This is a genomic window from Ruegeria sp. G12, assembly GCF_056533565.1.
This window is the reverse complement of the sequence record NZ_JBQFOO010000004.1, coordinates 203,720-222,255: the sequence shown is the minus strand read 5'-3', so window position 1 is coordinate 222,255 and position 18,536 is coordinate 203,720. Positions and strand designations below refer to the sequence as shown.

Here is an 18,536-nt window from a genome sequence, read left to right as displayed (position 1 = left end):
CATTTCCCGGGTATAGATCACCCGCCACGGTCGGAGTGTAGCTCAGCCTGGTAGAGCACTGTCTTCGGGAGGCAGGGGTCGGAGGTTCGAATCCTCTCACTCCGACCAAAAAATGCCTGTAATTCAATGCACTACAACAGATTTTTCTGTCGATAGCTTTGCGTAAACCTGCGCCGGGCAGCACCTGGGCAGCACGCAAAACCGCCTGCAAACTTGTTGGCTGTGTTGGCTCCCAATCATCTTCATGCGCCATTCAGCAGACAAATTCAATGAATGTGAACTCGCCCTACGGTCGGTGCATGTATTTTTATTGGAGTTTGATTCTTTCCCCACGTCGGATGAGGTAGCGCTAAGTAGCTACGTTGCGAGCTCGATTGTTCTTGGGCAATTCTTTAGTAGCTTCTAGCGGGAAGTTTCGCAAATCGAAGAGAAACTTATGCCAGAGTTCGACTCTTCCTCAAGCTCTTGCCTCAGAAATGCTATACGAGCACAAGCAACATCCCACAAGTCTCCTTCGGGTACACTTGGACGCCAGACTTTCAAAATACCGTCGTAACTACCTGTAGCAATAAGCTCCCCATCGTTTGAAAACGCCGCTACTCTAATGTCTTCTAGCCCGTCCGCTAGTGAGCCGACTACTTCCCTAGTGCGGCCATTCACAATCACTGGGGATCCTGTTGGGCCCCTCCCGATGAATCTATTTTTAACCTGTGAAACATCGGCAAAGCCAAAAAAATAAGCGTCCGAACTTCTGGTTGTGCCTTTCACGGTTCGCAAAAATTGCGAAATCGAAACCGTTCCATCAAAATGAAGGGCTAGAACTTCATTGTCTGCAGCAGAATAGGAAAGCGCTTTAACCCTACTATCAATTGCTTCGAATTGCAGCCCCATTCCTGTCTCGCGGTCAATTCGGAAGACGCTACCTTGGTCGGTTCCTGCAAAAATCTTTCTGCCGTCTTCACTGACTTCCAAGGCAGTGACTTGGTCTTTCAATTTAAAGACCTCCAAAATTTCTAGATCAGGGACTCCAAAGGTGACAACCGCATCCTCTAGACCCAACACAACACTTCGGCCCGTTGGGTCAAATTTGCCCACATACGGAACAGGACCAAACCCGGTCCCGACGCTCTGCAACACTTCGCCTGTCGCATTGTTCCACAGCTTAATGATACCGTCCGTTGACGCGGTTAAGCTCAATTCACCGTTGGGGGAAAAATCCGCCACAAACACTGGAGCTGGATGACTAAAACTTTGCAATTCCTTTCCGCTCTGAGCCTCGATAATCCGAGCGCTACCATCGCCACCGATTTTTTGATCTCCCATACCGACCAAAACCTGAGAGGCATCCGGAGAAAAGACTACGCTCCAAATTGGTTGTTCGAAATCGCGTCTTGCAATTCCTATAATCTGAGAGGAATCCCATACCCGAAGTGTGCCGTCTGCCCCAGTGGTTACGATCTCATTGCCGGGCAAAAAGAATGCCCGCGTAGGTGTACCGAGATGCCCAAGCAGCGAACCTATTCTAAACCTCTGAGATATATCCCAAACTGAATTCGTAAGGTCGCGAGAAGAAGACAGCAGTAACTTTTCGTCATCTGAAAACGTTAAGTTTACAACCCCACCGCGATGACCGCCTATTTCGGAGACAAGCTGCCCGCTTTGTGCACTCCATAACTTGATCGACCCTGACAACTTATCACTTGAAAGCCCAGATGATGCTAGCCAATGGCCCGATGGTGACACGCTTATCGCTGTAACGTCGCTTTCGTGGGCTGTCACTTCGAAAGCTAAATGCCCCGTTGCAAGCTCCCAAGCTTGAATCTTCCCTGATCTATCACCGGCGAACAAAAACGACGAATCACCAGAAAATTCAACAACCTGAAGTTCACTAGGGTATTCGACCGAAAGAATGTTTTCGGGAAGCGAGTTTCCAACTGCCTTGACCACCAATTCACTTCTGTCGGAGTTATTGAAACCGTATGCGACAAGCGAGCCGTCTCGGTTTACATCAAGTGCACGACTGTAGTTGCGTTGCTCTGGGTAATCGTTGAATGAACTAATGATTGTCTCGGAATTAAGGTCCCAAACTGCGACAAATCCTGCTCTTGAACTTGCTACCAATTTCCTGCCATTTTCACTCACTCTAACATTCTGCAACTTTTCCTTATTTTGCGACAATTCTCCGACTACTTCGAGTGTAGCAACGTCTATTAGCTTGATCTTGTCATCAACGGTCAAAGCAATTTTGGTCCGGTCGCCATACAATCCAGCGGCCCAGATTTGGCTCTCAAATTTGTGCCTGCGTTTTTCTTTGAGCTCGTCTAAATACTTCCCTAACTCGGTGATAACTTCTGTCCGGTTTTTTGGGGAATCTGGTGTAGTAAGGCTCAGTGCAGAAAGCGCCAGACTTGTCGCCGCAATCGGTTGGTTATAGAAAAATTCTTGTCGAGACAGTGCAATTCTTGCGTCAGCAAGATTCGCGCTAGCTTCGTCGGCTTTCCTAATCGCCAGGTCGCGTTGATACAAGGCGAAGATCGCCAGACCCACAGTGAGGCAAACTGCGGTTGTCGACAACACCAAACCGCGTCGCAATCTCCGGACTTGCGCCTGCCTACTTAAGCTAATCAATGATAAGACCGAAGCAGTCGGTTTTGGAGCCGACGCCGGTTTTGCATCACGCCACGCTTCTGCAGATGCTATCTCACGCCCACGAAGAAAATGGTCGGCGGGACGGCCAGATGATTCCCATCGTTCGGCGATGTTTGTCAGCCTTGTGTGCTCGCGGACCCACTCTATATTGACCAAAATCGCATGGGCAACCTCGTCAACCTTCGAGACGGCATCGGATACACTTGCGGATTCCAGAAAATTTATTCGAACCAGCTCCGCCGGGATTGTGTTCGTTTCGATTGCACCGATTTTGATAGGGACTAGACGTTTCTCTAGTCGCAACGATTGCTTTAATTCCCAATGGCAGACTTCTGATTGCAAAAATTGGTGGCTGACAAACAACAAGACTGCGTCAGCAGAAATAATCAACTCCTTGAGCCGCGTTCGCCAATCTTCGGCAACAGAGACGTCTCTCGTGTCAACAAGAACTTCTATTCCTCGTTTTTCGAGCAACAAAGTAAACTCGCGCACGTCTTCTTCGTCCTTACGAGAATATGATATGAACGCTCTGGTCATCTAAAATCAGCGTCGTTCCCTTATCTGTGTGAAAAAGTGCGAAGAGTTTTATCTAACGCTTTCGCAAAACTAACACGCAAATTGAAAATCGCGATAGAAATTCCACGTTTAAACTCCCAACACAAAACTATACGCTGGACGACGATCAGTTTATTTCGATTAAGGAATGCAAATCCTCGTCAAAAACGCGCGCTCGCGCGCGTTGAACCGGACAAATGCGTAATTTGAGACCCCAACGAAGAGGCACAATGTAGCTGCATCAAAAGCGCGGTCAGTGCAGGAACCTTGGCAACGGTATGTGGGCATAGACAGGCGGGGGCGGGCGCAGTTGCCCCAAGAGCCGATCGAAGTCCAAGAGACCTCTGGTTTGTGCCAGATAGAAGTTGTGAAGGGTGTTCTGGAAGAAATGTGTGATCGCCAGCGCATCTGTTCGGCTACCCGGACTGAATTCGACACCGTTGTCCTCCCGGCTGCCTGACAGCTTGAAAAGTATCTCCATCTCGGAAAAGGAACGATGCACAAGCTCGGGGTTGAGAAGGTAGGGAAAGCGACGAAGTACGTTCAGTTTCGCGAGAGCAAAACCAAGCAGCAGTTCGTTTTCCAGCGGCACAATGTCGGGCATCTGTGCAAGTAGGGTGCGCGCATCAGCAAAGGCGTAACACAAGTTATAGAGATCGATGCAGAAATCCTTCGGGTTGTCCCATTCGCTGGCGTTGCTGCCATTGAACATTTCAAGCCACATTCTGATGCTCTCGGCTTGTTTTTCGTCCGATCTCAGAAACGCATCCTTTGTCGCATAAAGCATCTGCTCGACCTTTCGCCTGTTTGCTCTTGGCGAATCATTCACAGATGAAATCTTTGAGAAAAATAGGAATGTTTGGGTTGGTTTCTCGAATAAACACGCAGTCGCATTCAAGGCTCGATTTAATTGGTAAGTTTGAAATCTGTGGGTAAAAAATCGTTGCCAACAAAGTGTTTAGACGTCAGTCTGTGCCTAGAGCTAATTTACACAGGCTGTGGCATTTGCAGGCTATCGGTCATCGGCTGTGTCCAAATGATTTTAAGCAGGAGACTGTTCACAATGAACGAACTTTTGGCAATGAACCAGAGTTTAGCGGATCTTGATAAATTGGACCGAAACAGTACTAATAACCTACTGTCAAAGTTCTTGGATGCAGCGAAACCAAGTCGCGCTCCTTCTCCGGAGACATCGCAGGTGACTGTAACTGACGATCAGCCGATCCTTACTTATAAAGACCTTCAGGTAGACGACAAGCTGGACTTTGTTTATTCGGGGAGCGATCCCAATTTCGTCCTAACTATCAATGTAGAGGAGGAGCTCCGCTTCACTCACGGGGGTGAAATCGTAGTGAATTGCCACGCAAATATCCATTGCGGCTATGCAGCGGGCCCAATTTATATTCGAAACGACCATGAAAAACTCAATGGTCAGGATGGGCAAGACTCGATCCAGCGCGCATCGGATGGTGCAAACGGTGCTAATGAAGGGGCTAACGGACCCGATGGCAGGCCAGCTGGGTTTGACTCCAAAGACGCTACGCCCGGCGGTAATGGGGGTAGAGGAGACCATGGCCAACCGGGAACGCCGGGTCATTTTGGGGTCGATGGCAATGACGGAGAACGAGGACCCGATCTTACATTCATTGCGCGAGAGTTTCTAAACGGAGGTTCGGCGGTTGTGAAGTCGATTGGAGGTAATGGCGGTCGCGGCGGGCGCGGCCAGTTAGGCGGCAATGGAGGAAACGGACGCGCTGGTGGCAATGGAGGTAAGGGGGGCGACGCCCGAGTTTTTTACCACAGACCTGCCAAAGGTGGAAATGGCGGCGACGGAGGTAATGCCGGTAGTGGTGGTCGAGGGGGAGATCACGGAAAAAACGGAAGAGGTGGCGATGGCGGAGACGTCACAATTCTATATATCGATCCTAACGGCTTCCCTTTAGGCGGTTCTGCATTAAGCCAGTTTGGCGAAGGCGGACGTAAGCGATTGGTCCCGGCATTTGGTGGCAAACATGGTGAACCCGGAGAAGGTGGCAAAGCCGGCAAGCAAGGCGAACCATTTCCCGGTCGAGGCTGGCCGCCACACGCAGCCGATGGTAGCGACGGTAAGCCTGTCGATGACCCCGATGATAACGGCATAGGTACTCCCGGCGACATCCCTCCTGCCGGGGGAAGAGGCAAAAAAGGGTTGCAAGACGGTCCAAGGGTGATGACCAACAAAGACTCAATATTATTCGTCGGACGTAGCCTGCGCAGTCTTAGGCAATATGATGTTTAGAATCGGATTCGCTGGAAACCTGCCCCCAACCAAGAACTTTCTAAATTACGCTGATGGACATGAGTTCGGGCCAAGGATCGAACTGCATGGAACCTCTGCTGCAATTTTCCACGCCTCCGGTGAGACTCTACGGACGCAGGCGCTCTATGAAAATGTCGGCTTAATGATCGATGACGACACCGGGTATTTTAGCCTTGGGATCCAACTAGACCCAGCTTTTACCAATCTTTCGATGCTATGCAGCGCTTTCCGACGAGGAGGAGAAATGCGTTTATGCAAGAGTGCAGACCCAGAGGATTTGATCGATCAAAGGGATGCTCGCATGTTTACTCCCTATACAGCATATGAATTAGAAGTTCTTAAGGTGCGCCTTTATGACGCCACTCACCTGATGCTTTCAGTTGGAAGTGGGGAGTCTAAGATTTTTGAGCTGACTCTCACGTAAGTCACAAAAAAAACTGGTGTTAGCCTTTCAACTCGATGCCGATTGTAAAAGGCTTAACGCGAGGAAAAGTTCCACACCCGCGCAAATTTCTCCGGGGTCACGACGCAGGCATTCGGCGCGTTTTCGATCTATAGGCCAGGGGGCGGGGGTCGATTGAAGTAGGCCCCGCCCCGGGTGCTAAGTTCAGTGTGTTTCAAACCCGCGTTTCGGACATGGCGCGCTCCAACGCCTCACCCGCTTTGGCACTGATCTCTTCATCGGAAGCTTTTGCAAGCTTGTCTAATTCTCGGAGAGCCTTGATCGCAATTGGATGACGGGCCTGGAAGGCGATGCCCTCAAGATCGTCAATCCATTCCAGAGACAGAGCTGTGTCACCAGTTCTTTTGTAAAGGTTTGCGCCAGTTTTGGCACTTCTGAAGTAGGTTTCTTCGTTATCCGACATCTGTTGCTCCTGTACTGTATCGTACATTCCAACTAGAGCGTCATAGGTGCGTATGTCATGCATTTTGTTGTACAATGACAATGAGTTACAGTGAATTACAGCAGCAGACGTGTAACCCGTTTGCATCGGAGCCGCGAACCAGGCCATTGAAATTACTGTACCTCGTCAACAGACAAATCGGACTACGGAAGATGGTTTAGCAGATTTCGTCATACACGGTTCAAGATTGAATCCACAAAAATTTCTCAGCGAGTGTTTCTTATTTGGGTACACCCCACCAAAACGAAGCGATGAGACATCAAAATTGTCTCAAATAAGTGTCTTGTAATTTCTCAGGTGATTCTTACATCGAGTCTAGAACCAAACGAGACACGGTGTGAGAATGAAAATCGGATATCGCAGAGTCAGCACGACAGATCAGAACTTAGACCGACAGGAACTGGACGGTTGCGAAAAGGTCTTTGAAGAGAAATTGAGCGGCGCCAACCGCGAACGGCCAGCGCTTCGCGATCTGATCGATTTTGCCAGGGAAGGCGACGAGGTCATAGTCCACAGCCTTGATCGCTTAGCCCGAGACCTGCGAGACCTCAAAGGCATCGTTGACGAACTGAACGATAAGGGCATCACGGTCGAGTTCCAGCAGGAACGATTGCGCTTCTCTCCAGATGCTGACGATCCGCTCTCCAAGCTACAACTGCACCTGATCGGTGCATTCGCCGAGTTCGAACGATCCTTGATCCGCAAGCGCCAAGCCGAAGGGATCGCGCGAGCTAAGGCAAAGGGTGTTTATAAGGGACGGAGAGCGACGATAGATCGCGAACGAGTTGCGGAACTGAACGCCGAGGGGATGGGCGCTACAGAGATAGCCAAGGCGCTTGGGATAGGGCGAGCGTCAGTTTATCGTGTCTTAGGAAGCCATTAACTAAATTGAACCATTTGGCTATCATCAGAGCTGTGATCGATCAATATAGTCTGGAAGCTTTGTATCAGCGGAGTAAATCGCAGAACGTATAGCCTCAATGCTGAGGTTTTTGACCCTGGTTAAGTCGACGGACCGTAGATCACAAGATTCCAGACTAGCTGATGCTAAATCCGCTTCACCTAAGTTAGCCCCCCTCAAGTCCGCGTCATCCAAATGTGCTCCCACTAAACACGCATTCCTAAGGTTTGCGCATGCCAGACTTACACTCGTCAAATGCGCACCAGAAAGGTTTGTTCTAACAAAAATTGCTCCGTCGGCCTTTGTGTGGAGAAGATATGCGTAACTTAGGTCAGCATCAGAAAAATCTGCGCCACGTAAGTCTGTGCCGCGCAAATCAACATCACATAGATCCGAATGCCGCAGGATTGAGTGGCGCAAATCAACACTATGCATCCTAGCGTTTCGAAAACATACTTTCCTGATGAGCGCTTCATTCAATTTCGTGCCTAGCATTTCGGAATTACTTAGATTAGCGTCGTCCAAGTTGGCCTTTTGTAGATCGGCTCCTCGCAAGTCGACATCCGATAAGTCTGCGCCCTGTAGTTGTGCCGCAGTTAAGTTGGCTTGGCTAAGATTCGCTTTGCATATTCTTGCATTTTTGAGGCTAGCGTTGGATAGTTGAGCACTATGCATATGAGCTTTAGTAAGGTTCGCATTATCTAGTTTGGCTTCGGCTAGGTTCGCTTCAATCAAGTACGTTTCCTGTAAATCGGCTGCATTTAGCTTCGTTTTGTTCAGGTTTGCATGAAACAAACCAGCGTCGTTCAAGTTTGCCCCGGTAAGGTCTGCTTTTCTTAGGTTTGAACCACTCAAATTTGCGCCATTCAAGTTTGTCCCACTCAAATTCGCCCCAACAAAACTCGCTTCAACCGCAGCTGAGTAGGGAAGGTTAATGTTGGCTAGATTTGCACCTTGAAAATTCAAGCGGGATAAACACTCATTGCTTAACTTTCCGAGCGTGGCACCAATGCGGTGCATCATTTCCGAAGCTTTTGTCCCGTCAAGTTTTAAGTTAACCAAGTGAACTGGCTTCGATCGTTGATCCGAATTTACATCGGGCATAGGTATACTTTGAGCCAAGCCTGACAAGACGGCAAGAAGGGCGACTTCAGCACACTGTTGCCGTGTTTCCAATGTCCTAAACGATAAGTTGCTGTTTTCCTTTGGGATTGGGTACCCATGAATAAGTGCCCAGTTGAACAGCTTTGTTAGGCCAGCGGCTCGATCGATAGTGTCCTCCAAGTCGTTTGAGCCAACGTATTTTGCCTCTCTTCTTAAGAACTCAAAAGACGTGGATGTGAGAGTACCCGTGCCGACAAGAGATACCCATTCTTCCAACACTCTTTCGGGTCGGTTGCTGTCAAGGTAGGTCTTTGCAATTCGCCAGCAATGGGACGTCAACCCTCGCGCAATCAAATACTCACCAAAGGTCCGATGTATGAATTCGTAACCCAGGCCCTGTGTGCCCTTTCGAGTGTGAATATTGATAGCCACCGAGTCTAAGTCGGTTATAGTTTTACCTTCAAACTTTCCTTCTGAGTCAAGGTGAATTGCTCTTGTTTTCACAAAGTCGAAGTTGGTACCAATTCGCCCGTTACCTTTGAATGCCGCTAGCCCCAAGCATTCAAGCAAATCGAAATAGTCGCGTTCTTCTAAGTCCGCTGAGCCAGTTCGACCTTCCTTTTTGTTACGTCGAAAATTCTCCTTCAAAATGTCTTCGTAGACTAGATTCGGGTTTTCTGCGGCTATTTCCCAGTCATCACCTGCAAAGCGCGAGTTGAGCAACAGATTTAGAAGCAAAGGTTCGGAGCATAGTTCAACAAATCCATCTTCGCTTAAGAACTTTGGTGGAGACTTTGCGTCGAGACCTTTCAGATTTGCCCACTTGTTCCAATAGTCTGTTAACTGGCTTTTTCTACCTAAGTCTTTCGGATCCTTGAAGTCATTCAAATCGAAAAAGTACTCAGGTAGCAAACAACTCTTTCTGGTCATAGGGATCAACGAAGCGATGTTCAGCATCACTTTGAGTTCCATGCTTGCCGCATCGAGTGCATCTTCGCAGGCTGCGTTCCGCCCGAGAACCAGGGCTCTTATTGGAGGATCATCAATGTTTAAGCTCCTCAATAGCCGATCGAGTTTCAGCACGAATTCCCGAGAGAGAGTCTTAGCCTCTTCATCGTTCGCAGTAAGTTCATCAAGACCGTCGAATATGAGAAGCAAAGGGATGCTGTCGCCTTTGCGCCAATCCAAGGGGTCGCCTGGCAACCCTCGATTTCCAACCTCTTCGGAGTTCCCATTCCAAGTTTCAAAATAATTGGATACATCGTTTCTTAAGTCGCCGGTCAGTCGCATACGTTGTAGCTGAACAAAGGCAACGCGATGCGATTCTTGTAGTATTACCTTTTTGGCGAAAGCTGCAGCAAAAGAGGACTTACCACTCCCCGGACCTCCGGTAACAATTCGAATTGGCTCTTGGCGAGCGTCGATAGACAGCCATTTTTGAGCGACGTCGGATAGCAGATCGATACTTGCAGTCCTTCGTGTTTCAATATCTCGGCTGTGTGGCCGAATATCTTTGCTCTCTATTTCTTCTTCCTCATTCCAAAAGCAACGGGGCCACTGATACATCGCTGAAATAGGAATCGTTTCCTTTCCGTCCTTTGAGAATATTGGTCGATCCGTAAATTGTGAGATGATCCAATGGTGGTGTTTTGCCCAATCCGCCTCCCTACGAGCAAGTTCACCGGACTCCGATCTGAGCGCGTCTTCCAATGGTTTGAAATATGTCGGGTTCGCACAAAACGTTCGATAGGATGCTTCGTTGAGTGCCTTTCTGAAGCGAATATCTAACGTTTCCAGCTTCAGCTCTTGCGCTGTTGCACCATCAAGAAGCAGCTTTGGAAGTGCCTTGAGTGCAGGCTTAAATGCCCGGGAGTCTAAGGGAGACCTTAAAGTACTTGGCGTGAACTCGGCATCTTCCAGATTCAAAGCTTCAACTAGAAATTCCGAAACAGCTTCCTCGTACTTTGCTGCAAGAGGTCCATCAATTCTTGTTTGGAATAGTATGTCCTTTGTTGCTAGTGACAGAGTTCCAAAGGCCCAAACCCAAGCGCGGTTCTCTATAGAATCTGTGTCTTGGGTTTTAAGTGCAGAAATTGTCTTCCAAGCGTCAATAACAGCGAGAGGATTTGATAGAGCCGCTTTGATAATGAAACCAGTTGCTGACTGTGCGGCAGTTGCAAGGTCGCGAACTTTTTTGGGCTTTTCAAACTTTATCGGCAAATTGGAACACCTACGGTCTGGTCATAACAAAATATCATCAAGTCAACCCGCTGAAACAATTCGAAAAACAGCCGCTCTAAAGTTCAATATCAGTAAACAAGCAGCGCCTTTTCACAGGTGTAGTATTATGGTTGGCATGTGTCTTTGTGTCTATGATCAACTTGAGTTACGAAAACACCCCATCACCGTCAGTCCCCGACGCGGCAGCCCGCATTGATCGCTCCAGGTTGCGAATATGCCGTTGAAGCTGCTCAGGCGTCATTTCGTGAGGCTCCGGCTGCGTTTCGTCGTCTGTGCGGCCGAAGAGGCCCGACGCACGGTAAATTGCGTTGATCGTGGCGCTCTTGGCCTGTGCGGGCGCCTTAGGGTCTCTCAGGAGCGTCAGAGCGGCGTCAGTGGCTGCTTCAAGGCCCTCCGTCCTGATCCTGACCTGGGTGCGTTCCAGGGCTTCCTCGGGCGTGATATCGTCTCTCTCGGTCATTTGAATACCTCTGGCAGTTCTTCTTCGTCGTATTGGTTGGGTCGCAATATTCGAGCCCGGTCTTCCAGTGTTCGGATTTGCGCTTCCAACGCGCTGATCTCGTCGCTGACGGGCGCTTCGTCTTTCCGAAGGTCGGCGATCAGCTTTTTGGCTTTTCGGCCGTCACGGGCGACCTGGCGTTCAGATGGCGTTCCTGGTCGGTTCGCTCTGCGCCTCTTTTCGTGCTTGGCACGTTCCTCGGGCGACATCGCTGCCCGGCGTTCTTCGGCCCTTTGGTCTCGTTTTTTCAATTCACTAAGTTTCTTTTGGAGCCTTGAGATCGAAGCGCCTTTTTTCGGGAACTGCCGACGATGCCAGTCTTTGCCCTTGGGTGTTGAGCCGCCATGGAGGCGGCACCGCTGCCCTTCCTCGGCAACTGGATTTCTGCAAGGCGCACCATCTGCGCGAGTCTTCGCCCCACACTTAGGGCCGTTGGCTTGTTTTGCCCAAGCGTTCTTCAAGCCCCGCATTCGAACTTCCTTGAAATGCGCACTGTTAAGAAAGTCTCGCTGTTTCTTAGTTAGCGACATTTTAGGTACTCCTGCATGGAGTAGTCTGCGTTAGACAAAATGTCCGAAGCCTTAGTTGGCCTTGGGATCTGCGCCACTGGATTATGCTCCAGTAATCTTGACCCTCCGTGCTCCGCTGCTGCGCCGCTGCCTATAAGGCAGTGGCAGTGGCGCAAAGCGTTCGACAGAGCCACCATGTGCGCCACTCGCGCCACTAAAGCGCCACTGAAAATCGTCACTGGCGCAACCCAATTTCCGGACATGTTGTCTGAAATCTTCACCCGAAAACCCCGTCTTCACTTAAAATTCGCTCCGCTAAAGTCATCGAATTTACAAAGATACCCTTCCTGGCTTTGTTCTGTTTCTCTGATTTGTAGTCGCGAACCTCGATAATATTCCCCGCCTTCCAACCTTTAAGTATCTCGTTCGCTTGCGCCCTAGTGCGTCCGAACGATGAGACAAGCAGGTCTCCGGCCCACCTGGCTTTGTCTTGAGTGCGGATAGAATAGCGCTCCCCGTCCTCGGTTCCCCTATCAATCAATTTAAGAGCTTCGGTTTCCGCATCCTCGGAAAGGCCATCCCACGCTTCGGGCAATTCGAACGGTGTCGCGACTTGAACGCTATCACCTCCCGGATAATCCTCATCGCCGTTTCGGAGATGATGGGATTTAAGTTTAATCCATTCCGCGCGTTGAGCGGGTGGCGCCATATTGTTTTTGGCATCGTCAACTCGCACATACAAACGACGCTGTTTCTCGTCGATGCCAAGTTTATTCGCTTCTTCGGCCGACATCTGCGACATCGTTAAAACTGACCGAGCTCCGGCACCTTGTGCAGATCCGCCGCGAAGGCTATCCATGTCACCCGCAACGCCACCTTTCTTCACGTGGTGGACTAGGACAACGCCAGCATTCGTTTTCTCGGCGATCTGAGCATAGAGGCGCATTACTTCGTCCTGGGCCTCATTGTCGTTTTCCCTAACGCGATGAGACCGCAGAAACGGATCGACGATCAGCAGATCGATTTCGTTTCTATTCATTTCGGAGACGACCGCATCAAAGTCTGGCTCAGCGATGTAGTCGCCATCTCTATTCTCGCGCACGATAGAGAAGCCGCGGTCCCGGCCGCTGTTTACCCGCAGTGACTCCAGTACGCCCGGGTCGAGCTCATAGTGTTGCAATGCCGCGCCAATCCGGCGTTTGATCTCCTGCATGTCATCCTCAAGATTCAATATCCAGACCTTGAGAGGTTTGATCGGCATGTCCTGAAGGAGCGCTTCGCCAGAGGCGCAGGCAAGTGCAAGCGCGGTGCAGAACGCGGTCTTCCCTGTACCGCCAGGCGACGCAACGAATGTCGTATATTTTCGGCTGATCTTGTACCCGTAAAGCCATTGTCGCGGCGGGATACTCGTCAGATCGTCGAGTGTGATCCGACCTGCAACAAGAGAATTGTCGGCCTCCTGACCTTTTGCGTTCTGAGACGCAAACATCTCTTTGAGCCTGTCCTCGTTTCGCTGTTGTTGGGCTAATTCTTCCGGATCTACGGGCTTCAGAAAAGATATTGCCGCATGGCGCTGCAGTCTCCTGTAGCCAATCCGAATTGGTGGCTTGGCACGTGCGAAGTTACTTTCGACATAATCCGCATCGTTTTCACCGTCATAGCGTTCGCACCACTCTCGAAACAGCTCCAGTGCGAAACCGTCGTTGTCCGGGCCCGCGGCGCCTTTGATCGCGTATGCAATCTCGATGAAATCGTCGCGATCAGGATATATGGCATGAGAATTTGGAATCTTGGCGACTGTTTCGCGCAACTCTTCAAGACTTGGAGCCATGAGAACTTTTGGATCAGGCGCCGGTCCGTCGTAGTTTCTATGAAACCTATTCGATTTGACCGGAAACTCTTCGAAGACAGCATCAAAAAACGCTTCGACGTTCTCTGGGGCAACCTCGGGAAGCTCCTCGCGTGCTGGAAAACCATTTGGCCATTCATAGGGCTTGTGGGTCTTGGGATGCACGCCATAGATGACAAGGTGTGGACTGTCCGAGATTAGGTCGATTCCAGGCCATTTGCCGTCAACAGGCTTATCATCAAATTTGGCATGGCGCGAAGTGACCGGTGCTGACGAACGGTAGGGCAGCGCCACCTTTGGCCATTGTCCAATCCGCGGGAAGGACTTTCCAAGATGCTGCTCAGCCAATTCCTGCAGTCTGGATGACTTGTCAGGGTCCATATGATCGATGTCGACAAAGAACAATCTATCGTCGCCGCGCAACCCAACGCCCGCGCCCCAATCATTCCATACGTCCAAGTCTTCTTCCCGAGCCTTAGTTTTGTGAAGGTTGCGCCCGATCCAGGTTCCATCTTCTAAGCGCGAGCCGGGCGACTTTCCCTTTGCGGCTGCACTTATTTTGCTGGAGGTTGAAATTTGCGCGTCGGGTGGAATAACAGGGAGAAGTCGCTTGTAACCTTTGCGATGAGCATGGCGAAATGGATTAACACCCCATTCCGAGAGACCCTTTTGGGTTGCTTCAAACTCTTCATTATTGTATTGTTTCTTCACGATAATACCTTTCTGGCGTGCTTGCGGTGGCTTCGCGGCACGCCTTTTCTTTTGTCTTCCTAGGGATTGCTGACGACAAGCCGAACAGGGCGCGTCTTGTGGTGACGCTTTGCCTCCGTTCGGGCCGCCAGTTGAGCTTTCTCTGCTCGTTCGATGAGACGAAGCACACTCTCAACAGTGATTACGATTTGCCGGCCGCCTGGTAGCTTCATAGCATCAAGCTCTTCTAACCCGATCCGGTCATTGAGCGCGCCGGGGCGCAATCCAAGGATGCGGGCTGCGTTTCTCGGAGTGACGTATTCACACTGCTGCCAAGGAACAATTGCGCTTCTAACCTCTGTCATTCGAATCTCCTGTCAGTCTTCCCACAAGCTTTTTCGGCGCGTGGACTTTTGACAAAAAGCGCGATTTTTCTCGTATTTCTCTGACGATTTGTGCTCGTTCCAAAACTCCTCAAAGAACGTTTCGCGCAATCCCAATATGCCGGTGAGCGCGGCATCGTCCCTGCGCTGAACTAAGGAAGAGAAGACGCGCGCGCCGCGCTTGTACGCGCGTCTGATTGTATCCGGCTCGATACCCGGGCCCAGAAGAAGCGAGACGTTTGTGAAAACGCGGTTGTCGCTTAGCTCGGGGCCAAGCTCTTTCTCTTCCAAAACCAAAAACATCACGATTAGGCACAATGTGATGTCTATTCCGCGTTTGCGCTTCCGCTTCGGATTCTGGCTTTCCCATGCCATGCGTAGACATTCGCCAGTGTATGCGACAAGCGCGTTAAACCCGATGCTGTGAAAGGGCCCCAGATCGCTGATTGATACGGCGCCTGCTTTTTCGCGCTCGTTGTCGAGAATGAGCGTCGCAAAGGTATTCCACCATTCGGAGCGAGTTTCCTCGGTGTCGGGGCCAAGCTCGAACCGGTCCACAATTTCAGACAGAGTAGACCCGCCGATAACGGGGTACTCCATAGGTGATATATCCAAATGGCTCATGGTCGTCTTTCCTGTTCTTTGGTTTTGGTCAGTGCTCAATCAGCGAAGATGTGATCGAGCAGGGAGTCGTCTTCGGATGGCTCGCTCTCATCATCGGAAAGCAACTCAGCGATCGCTGGTGCTCGGTTGCCGAGCCAGAGTTTCGCGGAACGGTTCATTGCTGCCACGTTGGCCGGGTTGTGCTCGCGCAGAAGCATTTCGGCGACTTCCGGTTCCAGTAATGCCTTGTCGAGCAGTTCCTCGAATTCCGCGCTCCGGCCTTTAAGGGTTGCCCGCCGCGCCATTGTTGAAATGAGCCGCAAGCCGATAAACGGCAGACCGACCTGACCACGCTGATAGGCGAATGAGTACGCGCCGATCGTTTCGGTGGACGGCAATACGTCGTTGCCCCTGATCGCTTGTGGCGTTCCGGATGAGTTCGGCGCTTTTGCCGTGACCCTCAGATCGACGTCCCGCAGGACGGTGGCTATCTCGTCAATACGGCCCATTTGTTCCGGATCATCCGAATAGAGGCGCTCCATGACTGCGCGCTTTTTCGGGTCTTGCAGGAAGTTGTAGAGTGATTGCGGGCGCCAGGCTTGCTCACCGCCTGGCACACGGGTCGTGAAGCCGCTTGACTTCGCATCCCGTTCCATCAGCTTCCAGAAAGCAGATTTCGCGCCCTCGATCGCCTGGGGTTCGCGACCAGCGAATTGCAACAGTTCGTCGGCTGCCTTGGCCGGGTCTGGAGCGTTCACAACGCCGGCCATCGCGTCGACGGCCCGCTCATCACCGAACTTCAAGTAGCGGCCAACGGTGTTACGACCGGGTTTTGTGTCAGTGCCAAGATCACGCTGTGTCTGGCGGTTCGCGACAGCGGCGTCATTTGCGGTCCGCTTCAACGCGGCGGCGGTGCCAAACTCGTCACGCAGTTCGGGGAATTTGCCGAACACGGCCTTGTGTTGGTCCAGATACGCTTCGAGCTGATCCGGTTTGTCGAGGTACTTCTGAGCACCGGCCCTGATCTGATCCTCGAGCGCAGCGCGCACGTCAGCGGCGTTGCCCGTCTCTTTGAGCAGAGCGTCGATATTCGATGCCTGGCCCTCGTCAGGACGCACGAACTTGCCCGTAACCTCGCTGTCAGGAACGCGCGGCTGACCTTGGTTACGATCGAGCGTCTGTGCAATCGGTGTCGTCGGCCGGGTGAACCGATCGTTGAGATCGCGCGTAACGGCACGTGCCGTCTCCATCTGCTCGACCACATCCGGTGCGGCCTGATCGAGAAAGCCGTCGATCGCGCCGACATACTGATCCAGAACCCGGGCCTTGTTGTGGTCGCCGGCGGAACGCGCTGTCCTGACCTTGTCGGTCAAGGTGCTGCGAAGCGTTGTGACCTCCGACAGTCTCACGCCTTCGCCGGTGATCTGAGCGACGAGCGCAGCATCCTCATCGCCGACTAGTTGGCGCGGGATTGACAGGATGGAATCCTCTCCTGCCACGACTTGGCGCTCAGCCAGCGTCAATCCGTTAGTTATTTCGTCGAACGCGTTGTCGAGGCCTGCGGGATCAATGTTGCCGTCGATGCCCGCCCATGCCGCGCGTTCAGCCTCTTTCGCCTTTGCGAGCGCATCGTCCAATGCGGCGCGGACTGTCTGACCGCGAGCTTCGCCCGACTGCACCGCGGCGAGGTTGTCCGCCGCTTTTTCGAACTCAGTCTGTGCGAGGTACTGTTTTGTCTCGGCTTCGAGCAGAGCGTCATCACGCTTGGCCGAAAGACGCTCGCGAAACGTACCGGGCGTGGAAGAGGGGGCTTGGGCTTCGATAGCGTCGTTCACTGCCCGCGTATTGTCGCCGCGACGTTGAGCGTATTTGCCCGCACCGCTTCCGCTTTGGCGGCTATATTCGAGCGAAGCAACGCCGGGGTTCTGCAGAACGTCGGCGGTAGTGTCCTGATAGCCAGGAATACGTTGCGGTGCGGTTGAGCTGCTTTGAAGGGCATTTGCCAGCCCTTCTGTATCAGGCGCACCGGATGGTGCAATTAGTGCCCTAGAGGCGCGAGCGAGTTCGCCTGTAGCGGCGTCACGAACAACTGTCGAACCGCCTTGGCCACTAACTGACGTCGCGATGTCTTGGGCGGTTCGTCTCAAGGCATCTGCGCTTGCAGTCGCGCCGACACCGGCAAACGAGCCGGCCAAATCGGCGATTGCTTCGGGTGTCGTAGTCGTATTCGGATCGCCGTCTGAGACTATCTCGCGCGCCAAGCCCGCGCCGGTTCCTGCACCGGCTGCGTAAAGCGCCTCTTTGCGCGCAAACCGACCCGGATTCACTTTCGCAGACTCGAGTAGTGAACCAAGCATCCGTTCACCGCGAACAGGAGAAGTCTGCATGGCACGAGCACCCGCTGTACCGATCGTTTGAGCTTTGCTCAATAGTGCCGCGCCGGGGATTGAAGCGGCGACTAACTCGCCAGCTATACGGCCACCCACCCGTTCAACGACGTTCTCAGGTGTGTCATCACCAACCGGAACGCCCATCACGTGCTGCGCAGCATCTCGCGGCTTCGATAGGAGACTCCAGAGATGTTCAGAGCCGCCGACAGGGTTGTCGGAGAACGGCTTCATACCCTGCTCGCCGGGTAACAAATTCAACAACGTCGGGGATACGTTGATAAGGTCCACTGGAGCGCCCAAAACATCAGCGCCCATCTTTGCGCCAGCCTCTGACCAATACCCGAGCGCATTCAAGCCGGTCTCCGCGCCTTCGAATATCGCGGCAAGCAAAGAGTCGTCGTCCTTCCGGACTCCCGACGTAACAAGATCATCGAACATACCTGAATGCGCATGGGGTGTGTTTTGATCGCCAGGAATAAGGTCGTCAAAGGTAATTCTGGGCGCATCTCGCCAGTTCTCTTTTCCGGCTTGTTCGCTTTGTCGCTTGTACTTCTCCCACGGTCCGCCGCGCGGCTGCTTTGGCTCCACGATTGGAGATTCCATCCAATTTGGATCGGCCATTATGCATCTCCCTCAATCCAATCGAGGACATCAGAGACGCGATAACGAGGGCGGTTCTCTAGATAAGTGATACGCGGACCGCGTCCTTCGACCGGCCATCTTTTAAGAGTTCGCTGCGAGAACCCCAAAATTGGCGCCAGTTGAGCGCGCGTTAAGAACGCGGAGTTCGGCAAGGATTGTAGGTCAAGAACTTCGTGGGACGAATGGCAATCAAGCATGCGGTCTTTCCTCTTCGGTCGCACTTAGTGCGCTCGTTTCAGGTAAGACCTCGCTACCGCATCCCATCCGATACACCGTTTCGCCCGTTACATTGCGGCGGGGCAAGGTTATGTCTCAAA

General features: G+C 51.9%; 12 protein-coding genes and 1 tRNA gene. 4 read left to right on the top strand and 9 right to left on the bottom strand.

The window, feature by feature from the left end; genetic code table 11:
* Positions 1 to 31: 31 nt before the first annotated feature.
* Positions 32 to 108: transfer RNA gene (locus tag ACR0JN_RS11590), tRNA-Pro, on the top strand.
* Positions 109 to 402: 294 nt separating this feature from the next.
* Here ACR0JN_RS11590 and ACR0JN_RS11585 read toward each other — a convergent pair.
* Entirely contained in the window at positions 403 to 3,186 is a 2,784-nt protein-coding gene (locus ACR0JN_RS11585) for a TIR domain-containing protein (protein WP_480885751.1), read from the bottom strand.
* Positions 3,187 to 3,457: 271 nt separating this feature from the next.
* Positions 3,458 to 3,991, bottom strand: coding sequence for a hypothetical protein (locus tag ACR0JN_RS11580; RefSeq protein WP_480885749.1), 534 nt, complete (start codon positions 3,989 to 3,991; stop codon positions 3,458 to 3,460).
* 276 nt (positions 3,992 to 4,267) lie between these two features.
* On the opposite strand from ACR0JN_RS11580, the gene ACR0JN_RS11575 reads away from it, so the two are divergent.
* Both ACR0JN_RS11575 and ACR0JN_RS11570 read left to right on the top strand, forming a co-directional pair.
* Entirely contained in the window at positions 4,268 to 5,482 is a 1,215-nt protein-coding gene (locus ACR0JN_RS11575) for a hypothetical protein (RefSeq protein ID WP_480885747.1), read from the top strand.
* Entirely contained in the window at positions 5,475 to 5,927 is a 453-nt protein-coding gene (locus tag ACR0JN_RS11570; RefSeq protein WP_480885745.1) for a hypothetical protein, read from the top strand. Before ACR0JN_RS11575 ends, ACR0JN_RS11570 begins: the two co-directional genes overlap by 8 nt.
* 193 nt (positions 5,928 to 6,120) lie before the next feature.
* Here the strand turns inward: ACR0JN_RS11570 and ACR0JN_RS11565 are convergent, their stop codons facing one another.
* Complete coding sequence (locus ACR0JN_RS11565; protein ID WP_480885743.1) at positions 6,121 to 6,369, bottom strand: hypothetical protein; 249 nt, start codon at positions 6,367 to 6,369, stop codon at positions 6,121 to 6,123.
* 382 nt (positions 6,370 to 6,751) lie between these two features.
* On the opposite strand from ACR0JN_RS11565, the gene ACR0JN_RS11560 reads away from it, so the two are divergent.
* Complete coding sequence (locus tag ACR0JN_RS11560; RefSeq protein WP_480885742.1) at positions 6,752 to 7,291, top strand: recombinase family protein; 540 nt, start codon at positions 6,752 to 6,754, stop codon at positions 7,289 to 7,291.
* 24 nt (positions 7,292 to 7,315) lie between these two features.
* Here ACR0JN_RS11560 and ACR0JN_RS11555 read toward each other — a convergent pair whose 3' ends face one another.
* The 6 genes from ACR0JN_RS11555 to ACR0JN_RS11530 all read right to left on the bottom strand — a co-directional run bounded on the left by ACR0JN_RS11555 (position 7,316) and on the right by ACR0JN_RS11530 (position 18,198).
* The gene (locus tag ACR0JN_RS11555) at positions 7,316 to 10,633 is read right to left on the bottom strand and encodes a pentapeptide repeat-containing protein (RefSeq protein WP_480885740.1); all 3,318 of its coding nucleotides are present in this window, start codon (positions 10,631 to 10,633) and stop codon (positions 7,316 to 7,318) included.
* Between the two features lie 166 nt (positions 10,634 to 10,799).
* The gene (locus ACR0JN_RS11550) at positions 10,800 to 11,114 is read right to left on the bottom strand and encodes a hypothetical protein (protein WP_480885738.1); all 315 of its coding nucleotides are present in this window, start codon (positions 11,112 to 11,114) and stop codon (positions 10,800 to 10,802) included.
* Entirely contained in the window at positions 11,111 to 11,683 is a 573-nt protein-coding gene (locus ACR0JN_RS11545) for an HGGxSTG domain-containing protein (protein ID WP_480885737.1), read from the bottom strand. The genes ACR0JN_RS11550 and ACR0JN_RS11545 overlap by 4 nt, the downstream gene beginning before the upstream one ends.
* A 256-nt stretch (positions 11,684 to 11,939) precedes the next feature.
* Entirely contained in the window at positions 11,940 to 14,222 is a 2,283-nt protein-coding gene (locus ACR0JN_RS11540) for an AAA family ATPase (protein ID WP_480885736.1), read from the bottom strand.
* A 356-nt stretch (positions 14,223 to 14,578) separates the two neighbouring features.
* Positions 14,579 to 15,208: a hypothetical protein gene (locus tag ACR0JN_RS11535; RefSeq protein WP_480885734.1), complete on the bottom strand. Its 630-nt coding sequence runs from the start codon at positions 15,206 to 15,208 to the stop codon at positions 14,579 to 14,581.
* 35 nt (positions 15,209 to 15,243) lie between these two features.
* Entirely contained in the window at positions 15,244 to 18,198 is a 2,955-nt protein-coding gene (locus ACR0JN_RS11530) for a hypothetical protein (RefSeq protein ID WP_480885733.1), read from the bottom strand.
* Positions 18,199 to 18,536: the final 338 nt, after the last annotated feature.